11 protein-coding genes are annotated in these 15,402 nt (G+C 67.6%); 1 reads left to right on the forward strand and 10 read right to left on the reverse strand.

Going from position 1 to position 15,402, the window contains the following annotated elements; translation table 11 throughout:
- Positions 1–2: 2 nt before the first annotated feature.
- The 8 genes from EFA46_RS12405 to EFA46_RS12440 all read right to left on the reverse strand — a co-directional run bounded on the left by EFA46_RS12405 (position 3) and on the right by EFA46_RS12440 (position 10,177).
- Positions 3–2,612, reverse strand: a complete 2,610-nt coding sequence (locus EFA46_RS12405; RefSeq protein ID WP_123077912.1) for a CRISPR-associated endonuclease Cas3'' — start codon at positions 2,610–2,612, stop codon at positions 3–5.
- Complete coding sequence (gene cas5b / locus EFA46_RS12410; RefSeq protein WP_123077914.1) at positions 2,612–3,448, reverse strand: type I-B CRISPR-associated protein Cas5b; 837 nt, start codon at positions 3,446–3,448, stop codon at positions 2,612–2,614. Before cas5b ends, EFA46_RS12405 begins: the two co-directional genes overlap by 1 nt.
- A 2-nt stretch (positions 3,449–3,450) precedes the next feature.
- The gene (gene cas7b, locus EFA46_RS12415; RefSeq protein ID WP_123077916.1) at positions 3,451–4,512 is read right to left on the reverse strand and encodes a type I-B CRISPR-associated protein Cas7/Csh2; all 1,062 of its coding nucleotides are present in this window, start codon (positions 4,510–4,512) and stop codon (positions 3,451–3,453) included.
- The gene (cas8b, locus tag EFA46_RS12420) at positions 4,505–6,610 is read right to left on the reverse strand and encodes a type I-B CRISPR-associated protein Cas8b/Csh1 (RefSeq protein ID WP_123077918.1); all 2,106 of its coding nucleotides are present in this window, start codon (positions 6,608–6,610) and stop codon (positions 4,505–4,507) included. The genes cas7b and cas8b overlap by 8 nt, the downstream gene beginning before the upstream one ends.
- Entirely contained in the window at positions 6,597–7,412 is an 816-nt protein-coding gene (locus EFA46_RS12425; RefSeq protein WP_123077920.1) for a CRISPR-associated endoribonuclease Cas6, read from the reverse strand. The genes cas8b and EFA46_RS12425 overlap by 14 nt, the downstream gene beginning before the upstream one ends.
- Before the next feature lie 107 nt (positions 7,413–7,519).
- Entirely contained in the window at positions 7,520–8,266 is a 747-nt protein-coding gene (locus EFA46_RS12430; RefSeq protein WP_123077922.1) for a hypothetical protein, read from the reverse strand.
- Positions 8,267–8,335: 69 nt separating this feature from the next.
- Positions 8,336–8,572 carry a hypothetical protein gene (locus EFA46_RS12435; protein ID WP_123077924.1) on the reverse strand — a complete coding sequence of 79 codons (237 nt, stop codon included), beginning with the start codon at positions 8,570–8,572 and terminating at the stop codon, positions 8,336–8,338.
- Positions 8,573–8,686: 114 nt separating this feature from the next.
- A complete protein-coding gene (locus EFA46_RS12440; protein ID WP_123077926.1) occupies positions 8,687–10,177 on the reverse strand; it encodes a family 43 glycosylhydrolase in 1,491 nt (496 codons plus the stop codon).
- A 224-nt stretch (positions 10,178–10,401) separates the two neighbouring features.
- Here EFA46_RS12440 and EFA46_RS12445 point away from each other — a divergent pair, with 224 nt between their 5' ends.
- Entirely contained in the window at positions 10,402–11,373 is a 972-nt protein-coding gene (locus EFA46_RS12445) for an NAD(P)-dependent oxidoreductase (RefSeq protein WP_123077928.1), read from the forward strand.
- A 97-nt stretch (positions 11,374–11,470) separates the two neighbouring features.
- Here the strand turns inward: EFA46_RS12445 and EFA46_RS12450 are convergent, their stop codons facing one another.
- Positions 11,471–12,070, reverse strand: a complete 600-nt coding sequence (locus EFA46_RS12450; RefSeq protein WP_123077929.1) for a hypothetical protein — start codon at positions 12,068–12,070, stop codon at positions 11,471–11,473.
- A 1,238-nt stretch (positions 12,071–13,308) separates the two neighbouring features.
- Positions 13,309–15,231 (reverse strand): glycoside hydrolase family 127 protein, encoded by a 1,923-nt coding sequence (locus tag EFA46_RS12455; RefSeq protein WP_123077931.1) that lies wholly within the window; start codon positions 15,229–15,231, stop codon positions 13,309–13,311.
- Positions 15,232–15,402: the final 171 nt, after the last annotated feature.

Consider the following 15,402-nt stretch of genomic DNA (forward strand, 5'->3'; position numbering starts at 1 on the left):
TCCTAGAGGAACTGGTGGTCGACGCTGCTCTCCGGAATCGTGAAGCCCGTGGTCGCGTCGAAGTAGTTCGAGAAGTCCCGGACGTCGAGCTCGTAGAGTCCGTCCTCCGGGAGGAGTGGAGGGAGACGGGTGATGGCGTCGGCGGTTTCGTCGTCGCCGCGATAGACCGGGACGGAGACGCGACGCGCGCGCGTCTCCTCGAGGTGGCGCTCGAGGGCGTCGAACTCGTAGGCGCGTTCGGCCTCGCGTATCGCTTCGGCGCGCTCGCGGTCGGCGGCGGTCCGGCAAACGAGGACGTCGACGCTGCGGCGCTGGTCGATGAGGGAGAGTCGGCCGAGTTCGTCCGCGCGCGCGTCGTCCACGTAGTCGGCGTAGGTCTGTTCACCGACGTCGCGTCCGTCCGCACCGAGTCGCTCGTAGTACGCTTCGACGGCGTCGCGGGCGACCGCCGTCTCGTCGAGGACGCCGTCGTCGCTACGGGCGGCTTCGATGGCGCGCGCGGTCTCGGTGAGGACGGCGGGCCCGCGATTGTAGACGGCGTGCGACGGTGTCGTCTCGCCGTCGCCGGGGTGCTCCAGCCACCAGACGGTGACGCGGCCGCGCTCGCGCTCGAACGAGCGATTGCACCGCCCGGCGGCCTGCACGACGCTGTCCATCGGCGCGAGGTCGCGATAGACGCGGTCGAAGCTGATGTCGACGCCGGCCTCAACGAGCTGCGTGGAGACGGTGAGGAACGGGAGGTCGCGGGACGTGAGTTCCTTCGCGACGTCGACGAGGGCGAGTCGGTCGGCGGGTCGCAGGCGCGTGGACAGGTGGAGGAGCGCGGGACGCCCCGTCCGAGCGACGGTCTCGGCGAGCTCCGTCGCACGAACGTCGTCCGGCGTCCCGGCGTCGGCGAGCGCGTCGGCGTAGCGTTCGCCGACGTCCACCACGTCCGGCAGTCGGGCGTCGACGCACGCGGTGAGTTCCGCCGCGCTCCCGATGGTGTTGCACACGGCGAGCGCGGACTCGCCGGCCGCGACGGTGTCGAGGAGGTCGGCCGCCGCGTCGGCGTGCGACTTCGGCGGTTCGTCCGTCCCGCCGTCGAGATAGCGCTCGGCCGAGTCGTCGAGGGCGTAGTCGACGCGGTCGACGGCGGCGAAGTACGAATCGGGGTCGTCGACGAGTTCGGTCGCGTCGTCGAAGAGTCGCGGCTGGGTCGCGGTCATCGCGACGACCGTCGCGTCGTAGCGCTCGGTGAGCACGTCGACGAGTCGCGGGGCGAGCTTCCACCAGTCCAGCGGAAGGCTCTGGGGTTCGTCGAGCACGATGACGGCGTCGTGGAGCGCCGGGAGTTTCATCGACTGCGTGTTCTGCGGGCCGGCGAGGCTCTCGAAGAGTTGGACGAACGTCGTCACGGTGAGGCCGGCGCGCCATGCCTCGGCGAGCATCCCCGCGACGTCGTCGCTCAGGTCCGCGTCGTCGGCGTCACCCTCCTCGTCGCCGCGAAGCGTGGTTTCCGTGAGGTGGTGGTGTGCGGTGAGGAGTCGCGTCCCCGCGTCCGTGTCGTAAATCCCCTCGACGTCCGCGACGACTTGGTCGATGACGCTCGTGAACGGAAGCGCGTAGACGACGCGCTCACCGTCGAGTCGGTCCCGGAGAGCGAACGCTGCGGAGAGCCCGGTGAGCGTCTTCCCCATCCCCGTCGGGAGTGTGAGCGTCGCGACGCCACCGCCCGATTCGGCGACGTCGGGAACGCTGTCAAGGACGTCACGGCGAGCGCGCGAGCGGAAGTGGTTGAGACGCTCGCGTCGCGTGCCGTCCGGGTCGGCGTCGGCGTCCGCTTCGAGGGCGGCGACGTGCGCGTCGAGCGTCTCGAAGTCCGGGTGCTCAGGCGCGTACGTCGCCGCGTCGGACGGTGCGTCCGCGGCGCTCGTCTTGTCCGCGAGCACGAGTGCGCTCCAGCACTGGAGGACGAGCGCGTAACAGTCCTCCGAGAGGGCGTCCCGGACGGGGTGGCCGTCGGTCGCGACGTGGCCAGCGATGCGCTCGACGAGGGCGTCGTCCTCGACGACGGCCGTCGCGAACGCCGTCCAGTCGTCCGCGACACCGGTCGCGTCCGCGTAGACCGCGCGTGCGAGCGTCTGCGACGCGTCGTGCTCGTGGATGTCGACGACTTGGTGTGCGAGCGCGTCGAGGCGCCTGTCACCACCGTGGCGACTCGCGTCCGTTCGCTTCGTGACGTAGTCCGCGACGTCCGGGAGTCGGCCGTGGTGTTTCGCGACGGCGACGAAGCCCGCGAGGCAGGTCTCCGCGTCGAAGCCGGCGCGCTCGCAGACGTCGAACGCGGCGAACGCCCCGAGCGGGGCGTGGTAGCGCTTCAGATCGTTCTCCGGGTCGCGTCGTCCCGAGTCGATGTAGCGCTGGAAGAACGTCGTCGCCTTTCCGAGGTCGTGGACGAGCGCGAGCAGTCGGACGACGTCGCGCAGCGACTCGCCGGCCGGCGTCGTCGCGCCCGCCGGCACGACCTGCGGGACGCGCTCGGCGACGTCCGTGAGGTGATCGGTGAGGAGGACGCCGTCGCGGCCGTCCTCGGGCGGGTGGGAGTAGCGCGCCTCCGGGTCGAGCGCCATCAGACGAACACCACCGTCCGGCCGTCGACCCGAGCGGTGTCGACGTCGCGGACCCGGAGCGCGCCGGCGTCGGGGTTGTACGCGTACGTCGTGAACGACGACGTCGTCCGGCCGCCGGGGTCCGTCTCCATGAACGCGGGCGATTCCTCGAGCTGACAGCGCGTGTCGGGGTCGGGAACGACCGCGTCGACGGCGTCCGGGACGGCGGAGTCGACGGCGACGGCGTCGTCGCTCGGGCCGTCCTCGACCGCGAACTCGCCGTGGTACGTTATGTCAGCGAGGTGCTCGGAGAGCCCGAGGCTCGGCACGTAGTGGGACGTCCCGGCGGCGAGCGCTGCCCGGAGGTCGCGGTAGGTCTCCGCGTCGGAGAGCGCGACGTCGATCCGATAGGCGGGGTCGACGAGCACCTCGTAGTTGTGCTGTTGGCGCGGCTTCTCCGGGTTCGGGAGCTTCACGCTCACCGTCCCCCGTGGGTTGAGCGACGTGAGGTCCTCGTTCGCCGTCGAGAGCGTGTTCATCGGCATGTTCAGCGTGCGGAGCGGGCGAACCGGTTGGACGGCAATCGCGGAGTTCCCGGGCGCGAACAGGTCGTAGTAGCCGTCGCGCTCGATGCCGAGGACGGCCGCGAGCAATCCGGCGACGGTCGTTCGGGGGATGACGCGGTAGGTCTGCTTGACCACGTTCCCCTCGACGCGCCGGAAGTGCCCCCACGGCCCCTCGACGGTGAGGGAGAGACAGCGCGCCGGGAACGACTCGTCGGTCGCGGCCGCTGCGACCGTCGACTCGTCGCCCGCGCCCGCGTCGCCGTCGAACCACTCGTCGAGCTCTCCCTGCATCGTCACGCCGCGTCGTCGCGCGCGAGCGTCGCGACGTACTCCTCGTAGACGTCGACGACCTCGACGGCGTCCGCGCCGACGGCGTCCCGGAGGGCGTCGTAGAGGACGTCCGGGCCGCCGACGTCGCCGTCGTGGGAGAGCGAGAGGACGTCGCTCGCGACGACGCGGACTCGTTCGACGCGCTCGCTCGCACCGTCGAGGCGCTCGACGAAGTCGTCGATGGCGACCGTGAGGTCCCGAACGTTCCGCAGTTCGTCCACCGGCTTCGACTCGGCGTCGTCGAGCGCGAGGTCCTTGTCGAGGCCGCCGAGGTGGTAGCTCTCGTCCGCGTACTCGACGCGGCAGTAGAGGCGGGGCTCCTGGCCGACCTTCGAGCGCGAGACCGTCTGGTTCTTCAGCGCGCGCCAGCAGAGCGTGTCGAGGCGCTCGACGTCTTCGGCGGTGAGCTTCGTGTCCGCCGCGCCGTGCTCGTCGACGAGGCCGTGGAACCGGATGAGGCCGTACTGGATGCGGTGGTCGTCAAGGTCGAAGCCACCCTGCTCTTTGCCCTCCTGCGTGGCGATGACGCTCGTGAGACTGTCGTACTCCTCGTTCTCGTTCACGGCGTGCATCGACTTCCCCGGGGAGAACTGGACGGGTCCCGTGAAGTGGTCGGGGAGGTGGTCCTCGTAGTCGTCGTTCGTGTCGACGCTCATCGTCGCGCCGAAATACCTGACGTCGGCGCTCTCCTCGAGGAACTCGCCGAAGACCGCGTCCGCGAGTTCGTCGTCCTCGTAGTCGTCGAGGTCGATTTCCTTCAGGCGGTCCGCGAGGAGCTGCTCGCGCGTGTACTGCTCGCCCTCCTCCTGCACGTTCCGGATGTAGACGCCGTGACCGTCGTCGTCGAGCTGGTCGCGCAGGTAGCGCTTCAATCGGACGTCCGTCACGATGGCCTGCTGGGTCTGCGGGTCGATTCGCGGGCGATTCGCGCCGCTGAGCGGGTTGCCGTTCGGGTTCGCGTCGACGGCGTCGTACAGGAAGACGATTTCGGAGCGGTTCTCGACGGTGTCGGTGGTGTCAGTCATCTTCAGTGGCCTCGTCTGCGGTCGTCTCGTCGTCCGTCGCGGGCGAGTAGTCGTTCATGCCGTAGGTGATCCCGAGCGCGTAGTAGAAGCGCAGGTCGCTCTTCTCGAGGTCCCACTCGTCGGGGTCGGGTCGCAGGACGCGCTCGCGGAGGCGCTCGACGATGTAGTCGAACTTCGTCCCGGGGTACGTTCGGCCCTCGCGTTTCTTCTCCTGGCGGGTGTACGTCAGCGTCTTCTCGATGGCGTCCTGTGCCACCTTCTTCACGCGCGTCGTCGTGAGCGACTTCACGGGGAACTGGTCGACGAGCGTCGTCGAGCGGTCCTCGTGCCACTCCTGATAGTTCCCGACGGCGCCGACGAGCGCGCCGAGGAGGAACACCCCACAGCGCTGGTCGTGCTGGAGCGCGGGTGTCTCTTCGATGAACGATGCGAGCTTCCGGTCGCCTGCGAACCCCCCATCGGTGATGGCGAGTTCTTCTCGTGATGTCATGGTTCGCGTGTCGTAGGTCGGTGGTCGTGCGAGCAGTTCGTGGCCGTCGTCCGCGTCGAGGAACCGCCCGTCGGCGCTCGCGAGCGCACAGAGCTGGGCGAACTGGGCGGCGACGCGGAAGGACGGGAACCAGTCCGCTGACTCCGCCTCGACGATGCGCTCGACGTACGCGTCGAGGAGGAGCGAGACGGGGATTGGCGTCCCGCTGAGGACGTCGACGAGCGCCTCGATTCGAGGGTCGTCCGCGCTCGCGTCCGTGTCGTCGTCGCCGTGCGGGAACGTCTCCGCGAAATACCGCCCGGACGCGACGGGGCCGAGGAACGCCGCGTCGGAGACGAGGAGTCGGTCCTCGTGGGTCGGCATCGCGGCCGAGCGGTCGCCGTCCCCGCGAAACGCCGACGTCTGGAGGACGGCCGCGTGCGAGCGGGCGAGTTCGGCCGGGTACTGGATGCGGCCGTTCAGCGTCTCGCCGAAGACGTCATAGCGCGACATCTGGTGGGGCATCACCGCCGAGACGTAGAAGCGGAGGTCGGTCGCGTCGCCGTGGCGCTCGTATGCACGCTCGACCGGCGTCACGTTCGCGTCGTCGTCCTCCGTCGCGGCCAGGTACAGCATCCGATACAGTTCGTACGTCTCTTCGGGCGTCGGCGTCCCGAAGAAGTACGGCAGGGAGTAGACCTTCGCGCCGAACGTCCGATACGTACAGGCCTCGACGAACGTCTCGGCGTTCATCAGCGTCACCGCCGCGTCCTCGGAGACCGGGTGCGTCCGCCACGCCTCCTCGACGTCAAGGCCGGGGAACGTCTCGAGCTGCTTGCCGAGGTAGTAGTTCTGCGGGTCCTCAGACGTGCCGACCGTTCGAGTGCGCTCGCCAGTGACGAGGTCGACGGCCGTCCCCGAAGAGTCGCTCGCCTGCCCCTTCGAGACGAGTTTCGAGAGCTTCCGCGCTCGCATCGCCGCCATGAACACGTCGAGCTCGCCCGGCCACAGGTAGTCGCCATCGTCGTCGAGGCGGACCTGCACGGTGAGGAGCGCCGTCGTCGACGCGCCGCCGAGTTCGCGTTCGACGGCCTCGGCAATCGTCTCGCGAACGTCCTCGTCCTCGCCGAGCGTGGCGAGCGCGTCGACGATCCAGCCCTGCTCGTGGTCGGCGGCGACTGTCTGTACTTCGTCGTCGTGCGCCCACTTCGACAATCGCTCGTTCGCGTAGCGCGCGAGTTTCTCGGGGTCGCTGTTCCGGCCGGCCTGATGCGTGACGCTATGGTCGATGCCGCGCGCGGCCGGGTACTTGCAGTGTGCGACTTTCGAGACGCGCTCGTCCGTGTAGCGCGTCACCCGGACGGGACCGTCACCGTCCTCGGCGAGCCGGGGTTCGTCACCGGAGAGGTCGACGCGGACGACGATGAGGCTGTCGTCGGTGTCGACGAGGTCGCGCGCCGCGTCCGGCGTGAGGTACGCCGCGTAGTCGCCGCCCCCCGCCGTCGCGAGCGTGTAGAGCTTCCCGTAGAGGTACTGGAGGTCGCGCAGCGAGGCGACCGGCGAATCCGGGAGTTCCGCCTCGAGGTCGGCGGCGGGGTACGCCTCCTCGAAGGCCTCAGGCGAAAGCATCCTCCCCCTCGAGTGCCGACTCGCCCGGTCGCGTCCGCTCGACGACGTTCACGAAGCCGAAGCCGAGCGCGTTCCGACCGCCGAGACCGGTATCGAGCGCGAGGTTCAGGTGTCGGCGATGCGTGTCGTCGCGGACGCGGTAGTCGAGGCGCCACTTGCTCACGACGACGTCGAGGTCGACGCCCTCGGTGACGGTGACGGGGAGCGCGTACGTCTTGATCAGGTCGTAGCCCTCGAAGAGGTCGGCGTCCACGTCGGTCGGCCCGGGGGCGTAGTCGGGCGCGAAGCGCTCGTGTTTGCGCTGGAGAGTGTCGCTGATCGCGTCGCGGAACGGCTCGACGGTGTGCTCGGGTCGCCAGTACGTCGGCGTGTCGCCGTGCTCGGAGTCGATACCGTAGGCCTCGCGGTGGTGCTCGTAGAGGCGGACGAAGACGCCGGTCGCGGTTTCGATGGTACCGCGCGTCCCGGGTTCGCCGACGTCGACGTCGAGCGACGACAGGTCGGTGACGCGGAACGGCATCTCACCGACGTTGAACTCGCGGTCCGCCTGTAGGTTCTCCGCGATGCTGGCGAGGAGGCCTTCACGCGGCGACGCGAGCAGGAGCTGGCGCTCGTCGCCCTCCGCGATGTCGCCCCACGGGAAGATGTTCGAGTACGCGAGGCCGAGCGGGTCGCCGTCGCCGTGCTCGCTCTCGTACGTCGTTCCGTCGAGCGCGCGCCAGAGCCGCCCACGTAGCTTGTGGTGATAGGCCGTGTCGTACGCCGTATCGGCCTGTGCAGTCAGGTCGACGAGCAGGCGCATCCTGGCAGACCACCCCCGCAGTCATCACAGTGAGTTGACGACATACCGTGCGGTTCACGGAGCCGCGACATAAATGTCGGGGGACGTATACGTACTGAGTCGGGGGGTTACACGAGCAGGAGGACGGCGGTGTAGCCGGCCGCGCCGAGCGCGAACGCCGAGAAGCGGCTCTCGCGCTCCTCGGGCACCTCCTCCTTGATGACGTTGAGGATGACGCCGCCCGCGAGGAACGCGAAGAGCACGGCGAGCGCCTGTCGGCCGATCGGGACGGCGAACCCGACGCCGAGGCCGAAGAGGACGGCGGCGGCGAGCACCCACCGCCCGCGAGCGTGGTAGGCGTCGCCGTGGTGCTGGCGCAACGCCCAGTCGTTCACGAGGAAGTGGAGCGCCATCGCGACGCCGAAGAGGACGAGGCTCGCGAGGCCGCTCTCCTCGCGATGCAGGAGGAGGTAGCCGACGAGGAGGTTGTAGAGCGCGAACGCGAGCACGTGCATCCAGAACACGCGCAGGCCGCCGCCCGCGTCGGCGTCCGGGTCGCGCGTCGAGCGTTTCGCGGCGCGCTCGACCCCGTAGTAGGCGAGGAAGCCGACGAGCGCGACGAGGTAGACGTGGTGTTCGAGGAAGGCGAGACCGAACGGTTCGGGGCCGACGTGTGTGGAGGCGCGGCCGATCTCCGGGAGGACGTGCACGAAGACGTACGCGACGGAGACGCCGCCCGCCACGGAGAGCCAGCGACTCCGCGGGAGGTGATCGAGGACGCGGAGGCGACGACCGTAGAGGTGGACGAGGGCGAGGCCGAGCGCGAGCGCCACCGCGACGAGTTCGACGGCCACCGGCGTCGCGTGCGCACTCATGTTTCCGGCTTCCGCGCGCGAGCGGGTAGGGCTTCCGGCCGCCCCGTAGCGCGCGTCGCGGGGCGACGCTCAGAAGTTCTCGACGATGGCGCGCACCTGCGTGTGCGTCAGCTCCGCCGTGTAGAGGTCGAAGAGGAGGCGTCGCCGTGGCTCGGAGAGCGAGCGATTCCCGCCCTCGAGCATCGAGATGTGCGCTTGGACGAGCCCGTCGACTTCGCGCTCGACCGCGCGCTGCGTGTAGTCGGCGGCGACACGCAGTAGCTGCCAACTCTTCGGCGAAATCGCAGTCAACTGGACGTTCTCCATGGGTCGCTCTGACGCTCTATGGTGAGCACGTATTCGCCTATTAATCGTTCCGTTCGAGCGCGGAGACGAGGCGTTGGCCGGCGTGCACCCCGGACGGCCCGGGCGAGTGCGGCCTTAGACCTCCGTGAACGTCCAGAGCTGGCAGGGGCTGCCGGTGGCGGCGTACTGCTGGACGTTGTCGCCGTTCGCGGTGCCGGCGTTCGCGACTTCGAGGAGCTTCCCGCTGTTGGCGTTCGTGACGCGGAACTGGCCGCCGCCGACGTCCTCGACGATCCAGTCCTGACAGGCGCTCCCGGTGTCGGCGTACTGCTGGACGTTCGCGCCGTCGCTCGTCGACGCGCCCGCGACCTCGAGGAGCTTCCCGCTGTTGGCGTTCGTGAACGTGTAGGTCCCGTCGCCGTTCGCGCTGACGGTCCAGTCCTGACAGGTGTTCCCGGTCTCCACGTACTGCTGGACGTTCGCGCCGTCGCTCGTCGACGCGCCCGCGACCTCGAGGAGCCGCCCGCTGTTGACGTTGCGGACGTGGTAGGTACCGTCGGGGAGCGCGCCACGGTCGTAGCTCCCGGCGTTCGGTCGCGGGCTCTGCGCGCTCGGCGTGCCGGTGCGCGCGACGACCGGCCAGTCGGTGTCCGTCCACTGGATGCGGTCGATCATCATCTGGCGCGTCTCGTTGCTCGAGGTCGCCTCGACGTGGTACACCATCCACCAGTCGCCGTTCGCGTCCCGGATCGCGTCGTTGTGGCCGGGCCCCGTGAACTGGTCGTCGCCGGAGAGCACCGTGACGCCGCTCCGGTGTTCGTTGAGGTCGCGCAGGTCGGTGCCCTCCCGGTTGTAGTACGGGCCGGTGAGGCTCTCCGAGCGCCCCACCTCGACCTCGTACGTGCTGTCGGCGCCCTCACAGCAGTGGCCGGTCGAGTAGAAGAGGTAGTAGTAGCCGTTCTCCTCGACGAGCAATGGTCCCTCACGCATGTCGCCGGCGAGCTGGAAGGTCGTCCCGGGGACGTAATCGGCGCCGTCGCTCGTGAGTTGGACGCCGTAGATGCCGTACCAGCTCCCCCAGATCATGTAGGGCGTCCCGTCGACGACGCGGAACTCGGCGTCGATGCAGTTCGTCATCCCGAGGTCGTTCGCGCGGAAGACCGGCCCCTGGTCGGTGAAGGTGTCGCTCGGGTTCGCCGCCGTCGCCAGTCCGATGCCGGGGTTGTCGCTGCTCCCCCACGTCGAGTAGGAGTAGTAGAGGTGGTACTGCCCGTCGTAGTAGTTGATGTCCGGCGCCCAGACGCCCGCGTCGTCGCTGCGCCAGTCGGGATAGCTGTCGAGCGCGGAGTGCGTGTACGTCCAGTCGACGAGGTTCGTCGACTCCGCCACCGGGACGATGTCGTTCGGCGTCTCCGTGCCGTAGGCGTAGTAGGTGTCGCCGTCCTGAATCACGGAGACGTCGCCGAAGCCGACCGGCCCGACGGGGTTGTGGTAGTGCTGGCTGCTCTCGTCGGCCGACGCCGACCCGCTCACGCCGATGCCGCCCGCCGCCGCCAGCGCGCCGGCACCGAGGCCCTTCAGTACGCTTCGCCTGTCAATCGCGTCGCGAGTGTTCTCGTCGAACATGCAATCATCACAAACGATGAGTAACTAATAGTTCTTTTCGTGGTGCGTTACTGCCGAAAGAACGCGAGTTATGGAGAAAAGCCGACGAGTCCACTCGACGGAAACCGCCGTTGCGTCCGGCTATCGCAGGCGCGAGTCAGCGCGCATTTCCCGGATACCTGAGAGGCGGAGTCGCGCGTGGGGTACGCGAACCCTTTTCGTGCGGACGAGCGACAGCGCTACCCATGCGTGTCACCGTCATCGGCGCGACCGGACACATCGGGAGCTACCTCGTGCCGCGACTCGTGCGCGCCGGCCACGACGTCGTCGCCGTCAGTCGGGGCGAGCGCGACCCCTATCGGGACGACGGCGCGTGGGCCGACGTCGAATCGGTTGAGCTCGACCGCGAGGCCGCCGAGGAGCGCGGCGAGTTCGGCGACGCGATTCTGGACACGGACCCGGACGCCGTCGTCGACCTCATCTGCTTCGAGCCGGAGAGCGCCCGCGCGCTCGTCGACGCGCTTCGCGGCGAGGTACAGCACCTCCTGCACTGCGGGACGGTCTGGGTGCACGGCCCGAGTGACGTCGTCCCCACGACCGAGGACGAGCCCCGCACTCGCCGGCCGCTCGGCGAGTACGGCCGCAAGAAGGCCGCAATCGAGGAATACCTGCTCGATGAGGCGCGGCGCAACGGCGTCCCCGTGAGCGTCCTCCACCCCGGGCACATCGTCGGCCCCGGGTGGGCGCCCCTCAACCCCGCCGGGAACTTCGACACCGACGTCTTCGGGCGACTCGCGCGCGGCGAGGAGGTCGCGCTCCCGAACTTCGGCCTCGAGACCGTCCATCACGTCCACGCCGACGACGTCGCGCAGGGCTTCCAGCGCGCGCTCGAGAACTGGTCGGCCGCCGTCGGCGAGAGCTTCCACGTCGTCTCCCCGCGCGCGCTTACCCTCCGGGGCTACGCCGAAGCCGTCGCCGACTGGTTCGGCCGCGACGCCGACCTCACGTACCTCCCCTTCGAGGAGTGGGCCGAGCGCCCCGAGTACGACGCCGACGCCGCCGAGGCGACCGAGGAACACATCAGCTACAGCCCGAACGCGAGCATCGAGAAGGCTCGCGAGAAACTCGGCTACGAGCCCCGCTACACCTCGCTCGAAGCCACCCGCGAAGCCGTCGACGCCCTGATCGAGGCCGGCGACGTCGACGTCGAGGAGTAGCGAGTCGGACCCGGAGGAGCTCGGGGGCCGCTCACGGCCGGTCGACGACCGAATACGGGGGTTGGCCGACGCGCGTGTCGCAGTGAGTGGTGCTGGCCTAGGCCCCGAGCCACTCGTCGTCGCGGACCGCGTAGCCGTTCTCCCGACAGAACGCCGCCGCGTGGCGGCGAACCTGCCGCGATGTCGGGAGCGTGTCCTTCTCGTGGATTTGCTCGACCACCCAGTCGCAGACGGCGGTGACGCCCGCGTCGTCGTCCAGGGCGTCGACCGCGACGAGTGCCGCGAACGTGAGCTCGTAGGCGTCGCGCTGTGACCACCCGAACTCCACGTTCGGAAGCGTCTCGCTCGCCTCGATGACGCGCGCCATCGCCGCCGCGACGGTCGGCCGCCGCACCTGCACTCGGACGGCGGCCGGCGAGTCGAAGCGCTCGGCGTCCGTCTCCGGAACGAGGTTCCTGACGGTGTAGCGGCCCGCCGCCGACTCCACCGTGTGGTCGCCGACTTCCGCGACGACCTCCGCGCCCGTCGCCGGGAACTGGATCGCGTCGAGGTCGACCTCGAACGTGTCGCGCTCCACGACGTCGACTGGGGGTTCGAGCTCGTCGCCGCGCTCCAGTTCGGTCGCGATGTCGCGCTCCTGCTGGCGTCGTTCGGCGTCCCGGGCCTGCTTCTCTCGGCCGCGTTTGTCGTCTGCCATCCTGAAGAGGAGGCGCTCCACCCGGATAGCCCTGTGGGCGCGCGGAGGGAGACCGTCGTGGTGGCAGGGTTCGGTCGCGTGTGTCGAGGTGAACCAACCCCGTAGTACTGGAGCGAGCGTTCGATCAGAGACAACAGGTCGCACTAAACTAGGTACCGAACGGTCGGACGCCAGCAGGTAAGTGGGTCGGGCCACAAGACAGGAGGAGGCAAAAATATTCAGTATAAGGATATGAATGTGAAAGTGATAGTTTGGGCGTGAGAGAGGGGTGCCGCGAGTCGAGGCCGACAGCCCGATCAATTCAGCGATCAGTTTCGCAGGGGAAGTCGAACGGCTGTGGTACGAGAAATACCCAGATAGAGGAGATATGAGAGCGGATGCGCTACGAGCTGGCTGCTAGGAAAGACCAGCGTAAAAACCTATGCGGAGTGAGGGAACGCCCGGAAAAGAAATCCGAAGAGTATGGTAGATTATCCTGTAACAGGCAATTTAGAGGCATATCTCAGTATAATGTATGTATTTAGTAGATTTTTCCTCGAACCCATCAGATATTGATGAGTGTCCGGTACGGAGACAGCCAGAGAACACGAGAATGTACCATTATTTGAAAGTAAGTAGATAGTATCTCTAAATGGTCTATTTTTGTATATTAATGAGCCATGGGTTGTGGGTGACTCGTGGGTCGTCGATCGGGCGAGCACCGGGCTCGTTGAACCCCAACTCCGGCGACTGGCTCCTCGCACGGTGGGTCAGCGAATCCGGCAACACGGCTCTTACAGTGCTACCGGTGTAACGTCTGGGTGAGACACTCGCAGCAAGCATTACACACGTATTGGTGTAATTCTTGGGTCGGTGTAGCGTGTGAGAGTCGTCCGTCGGCACCCCCCAGTGAGTCGAGCGGTCCTGTCCCGGCGTTTATCGAGAGTAAACAACGGAGTCGCGCCAGTCACAGCCGATTCGGTCGGGTCCAGTCGAGGGCGCGCGACAGCACCCTCTTATATAACCAATAATAAGGTATATTTTCGGCGGCACTACGGGGGCGGAAGTTGTTCGGGACTTGTCCGAACGATCGGACGTTCGGGCGCGGTCTAGTCGAGCGACGACGAGCGTTTATTGTGAGTAAATGGTTCGGAGGTCGGAAGGGACCCTCGCGAACGGTACTCCGCCACGAGGCCGATCCAATCAGACCGCGACGGGGAATCAGGTGGCCGGGAGCGCCCCAACCAAGCGGGCGGCCACTACGCCTCCCGGATCCAGACCTGCATCCGGTTCGGCCCCCGGTTGTTCCACGCGTAGTACGGCACGGCGGTGATCGGGGCGGTCGTCTCGTCGGTCTCGTCGGCCGACCGATAGAGCTCCCCGTCCCAGCCGTCCTTCGCGGGGACGGTCGCCGTCGCGTCCAAGGTGGCGACCCCGTCCAGAAGATCCTCGCGGTACGTCACCTCGAACTCCGCCTCCGAGTCGATCGAGTACTGGTGCAGCGGTCGGTCGTTATCGACGCCCTCGACGCAGTAGACGAGGGGCCCGCGCTGTAGAGCGACACGCCCGACATCGTCCTCGACCTTCGGATGCGCTTCGAGCACCTGTACGTCCATCTCGAACTCGGCGGTGATCCGGTCGTCGTCCCAGACCCGCTCGAGCGTGACGTAGTCCTCGGTCGCGTCGACGGCGACCGAGGTCCCGTTCACGGAGACGGACACGTCCGTACACCACTCGGGGACGCGGAGTCTGACGGCGAATTCCGTCTCCTCGGGAGTCTCCACGTCGAGTTCGACCGTTCCCTCCCAGGGGAAGTCGGTCGTCTGTGTCACCGTCGCGGTCGTCCCGTCAATCGTCGGCGTCGCGGTCCCGCTGACGTACTGGTTGACGTAGAGACCGTCGTCGTCGACCGCGTAGAGATACCGCTCGAGGGACGCGATCAGGCGAGCGATGTTCGGCGGACAGCACGCGCACTCGAACCACCCCTCGCGGTCGTGAGAGCCGTCGCTCTCCAGGACGTTGTCGTAGAAGAACTCCGTCCCGTCCAGCGAGACACCCACGAGCGTAGCGTTGTACAACTGCCGCTCGATGAGATCAGCGTACTTCGACTTCCCAGTCTCCTCGAAGAGACGCTGGTTCCAGAAGATGCTCCCGATCGCCGCACACGTCTCGGCGTAAGCGGTGTCGTTCGGGAGATCGTAGTCCGTCGTGAACCGCTCGCCGACGTGCTGGGAGCCGATGCCGCCCGTGACGTACATGCGCTTTTCCGTCATGTTCCGCCAGAGCAGGTCGAGATGCTGGAGGAGGTCGTCGTCGTCCGTCTCGACGGCGACATCCGTGGCGCCGGCGAAGTAGTACATCGCCCGGACGGAGTGCCCTTCGACGGTCTCCTGTTCGCGCAGCGGCGCGTGTGCCTGGGCGTAACTGCCGTCGTACTCGCCGTCTTCGAGGAACACGTTCACGGCCTGACCGGCGATACCGCCCTCGTCGTCGTCCGGGTCGTACCCCGCGATCTCCTCGATGTTCGCGAACTCCCAGGCGAGTCGGTCGTTGTGGCCGCGAATGTCGACGAAGTACCGCGCGAGGTCGCGATAGCGCTCCTCGTCGGTGACGTCGGCGAGTTCCATCAGCGCGAGTTCGATCTCCTGGTGGCCCGGCGCGCCGTCGATGTCGTCCTCGAACGTTCGGTCGATGTGGTCGGCGAAGTCGGTCGCGACGTCGAGGAGCGACGTCTCGCCGGTCGCACGATGGTGGGCGACGGCCGCCTCGATCAGGTGGCCCGCGCAGTAGAGCTCGTGCATCATGTTCAGGTTCGTCCATCGGTTCTCCGGCTCCTCGAGCGCGAAGTACGTGTTCAGGTAGCCGTCCTCCTCCTGGGCCGCCGCCACCAGCTCGATGACCTCCTCGACTCGCTCCGCCAGCTCGGGGTCGTGGTGGTTGGCGAGGACGTAGCTCGCCGCCTCGATCCACTTGTAGGCGTCCGAGTCCTGGAACCACATGCCGTTGTGACCGCCGCTCTCGCCCTCGCTGGCACGGTGAAAGTTCTCCAGCGTCCCGGACTCTCGAAGCTGTTGGTACTGGTATTCGATCGTCTTCTCGCGGTTGACTTCGCGGCGCTGTCGCCAGAAGTCATCCTCGATCTCGACACTCCCGATCGACAACGGCTTTCGCTGCTCAGACATCACTTAAACCCGACCAAGCAAAGATAATAAACTTTTTGCAGGGTTGCGGAGTGGACCGATCTCCGCGCCGAATCAGTATTGGTGCATCTGTGGACGCCGGGGCCACTACGGCCGAGGAGCGAGACGGGAGTAATGGGAGAACGGATCGGCCGTTCTGTAACGGGTATTCAC

Source organism: Halarchaeum sp. CBA1220 (genome assembly GCF_003721175.2).
GTDB classification, from domain to species: domain Archaea; phylum Halobacteriota; class Halobacteria; order Halobacteriales; family Halobacteriaceae; genus Halarchaeum; species Halarchaeum grantii.

Excerpts from the sequence above, each read along its gene's own strand:
- EFA46_RS12440 (WP_123077926.1), bottom strand. The coding sequence starts at position 10,177 with ATGTTCGACGAGAACACTCGCGACGCGATTGACAGGCGAAGCGTACTG.
- cas7b (WP_123077916.1), bottom strand. The coding sequence starts at position 4,512 with ATGACTGACACCACCGACACCGTCGAGAACCGCTCCGAAATCGTCTTC.
- cas5b (WP_123077914.1), bottom strand. The coding sequence starts at position 3,448 with ATGCAGGGAGAGCTCGACGAGTGGTTCGACGGCGACGCGGGCGCGGGC.
- EFA46_RS12455 (WP_123077931.1), bottom strand. The coding sequence starts at position 15,231 with ATGTCTGAGCAGCGAAAGCCGTTGTCGATCGGGAGTGTCGAGATCGAG.
- EFA46_RS12430 (WP_123077922.1), bottom strand. The coding sequence starts at position 8,266 with ATGAGTGCGCACGCGACGCCGGTGGCCGTCGAACTCGTCGCGGTGGCG.
- EFA46_RS12405 (WP_123077912.1), bottom strand. The coding sequence starts at position 2,612 with ATGGCGCTCGACCCGGAGGCGCGCTACTCCCACCCGCCCGAGGACGGC.
- EFA46_RS12425 (WP_123077920.1), bottom strand. The coding sequence starts at position 7,412 with ATGCGCCTGCTCGTCGACCTGACTGCACAGGCCGATACGGCGTACGAC.
- EFA46_RS12450 (WP_123077929.1), bottom strand. The coding sequence starts at position 12,070 with ATGGCAGACGACAAACGCGGCCGAGAGAAGCAGGCCCGGGACGCCGAA.
- EFA46_RS12445 (WP_123077928.1), top strand. The coding sequence starts at position 10,402 with ATGCGTGTCACCGTCATCGGCGCGACCGGACACATCGGGAGCTACCTC.
- EFA46_RS12435 (WP_123077924.1), bottom strand. The coding sequence starts at position 8,572 with ATGGAGAACGTCCAGTTGACTGCGATTTCGCCGAAGAGTTGGCAGCTA.
- cas8b (WP_123077918.1), bottom strand. The coding sequence starts at position 6,610 with ATGCTTTCGCCTGAGGCCTTCGAGGAGGCGTACCCCGCCGCCGACCTC.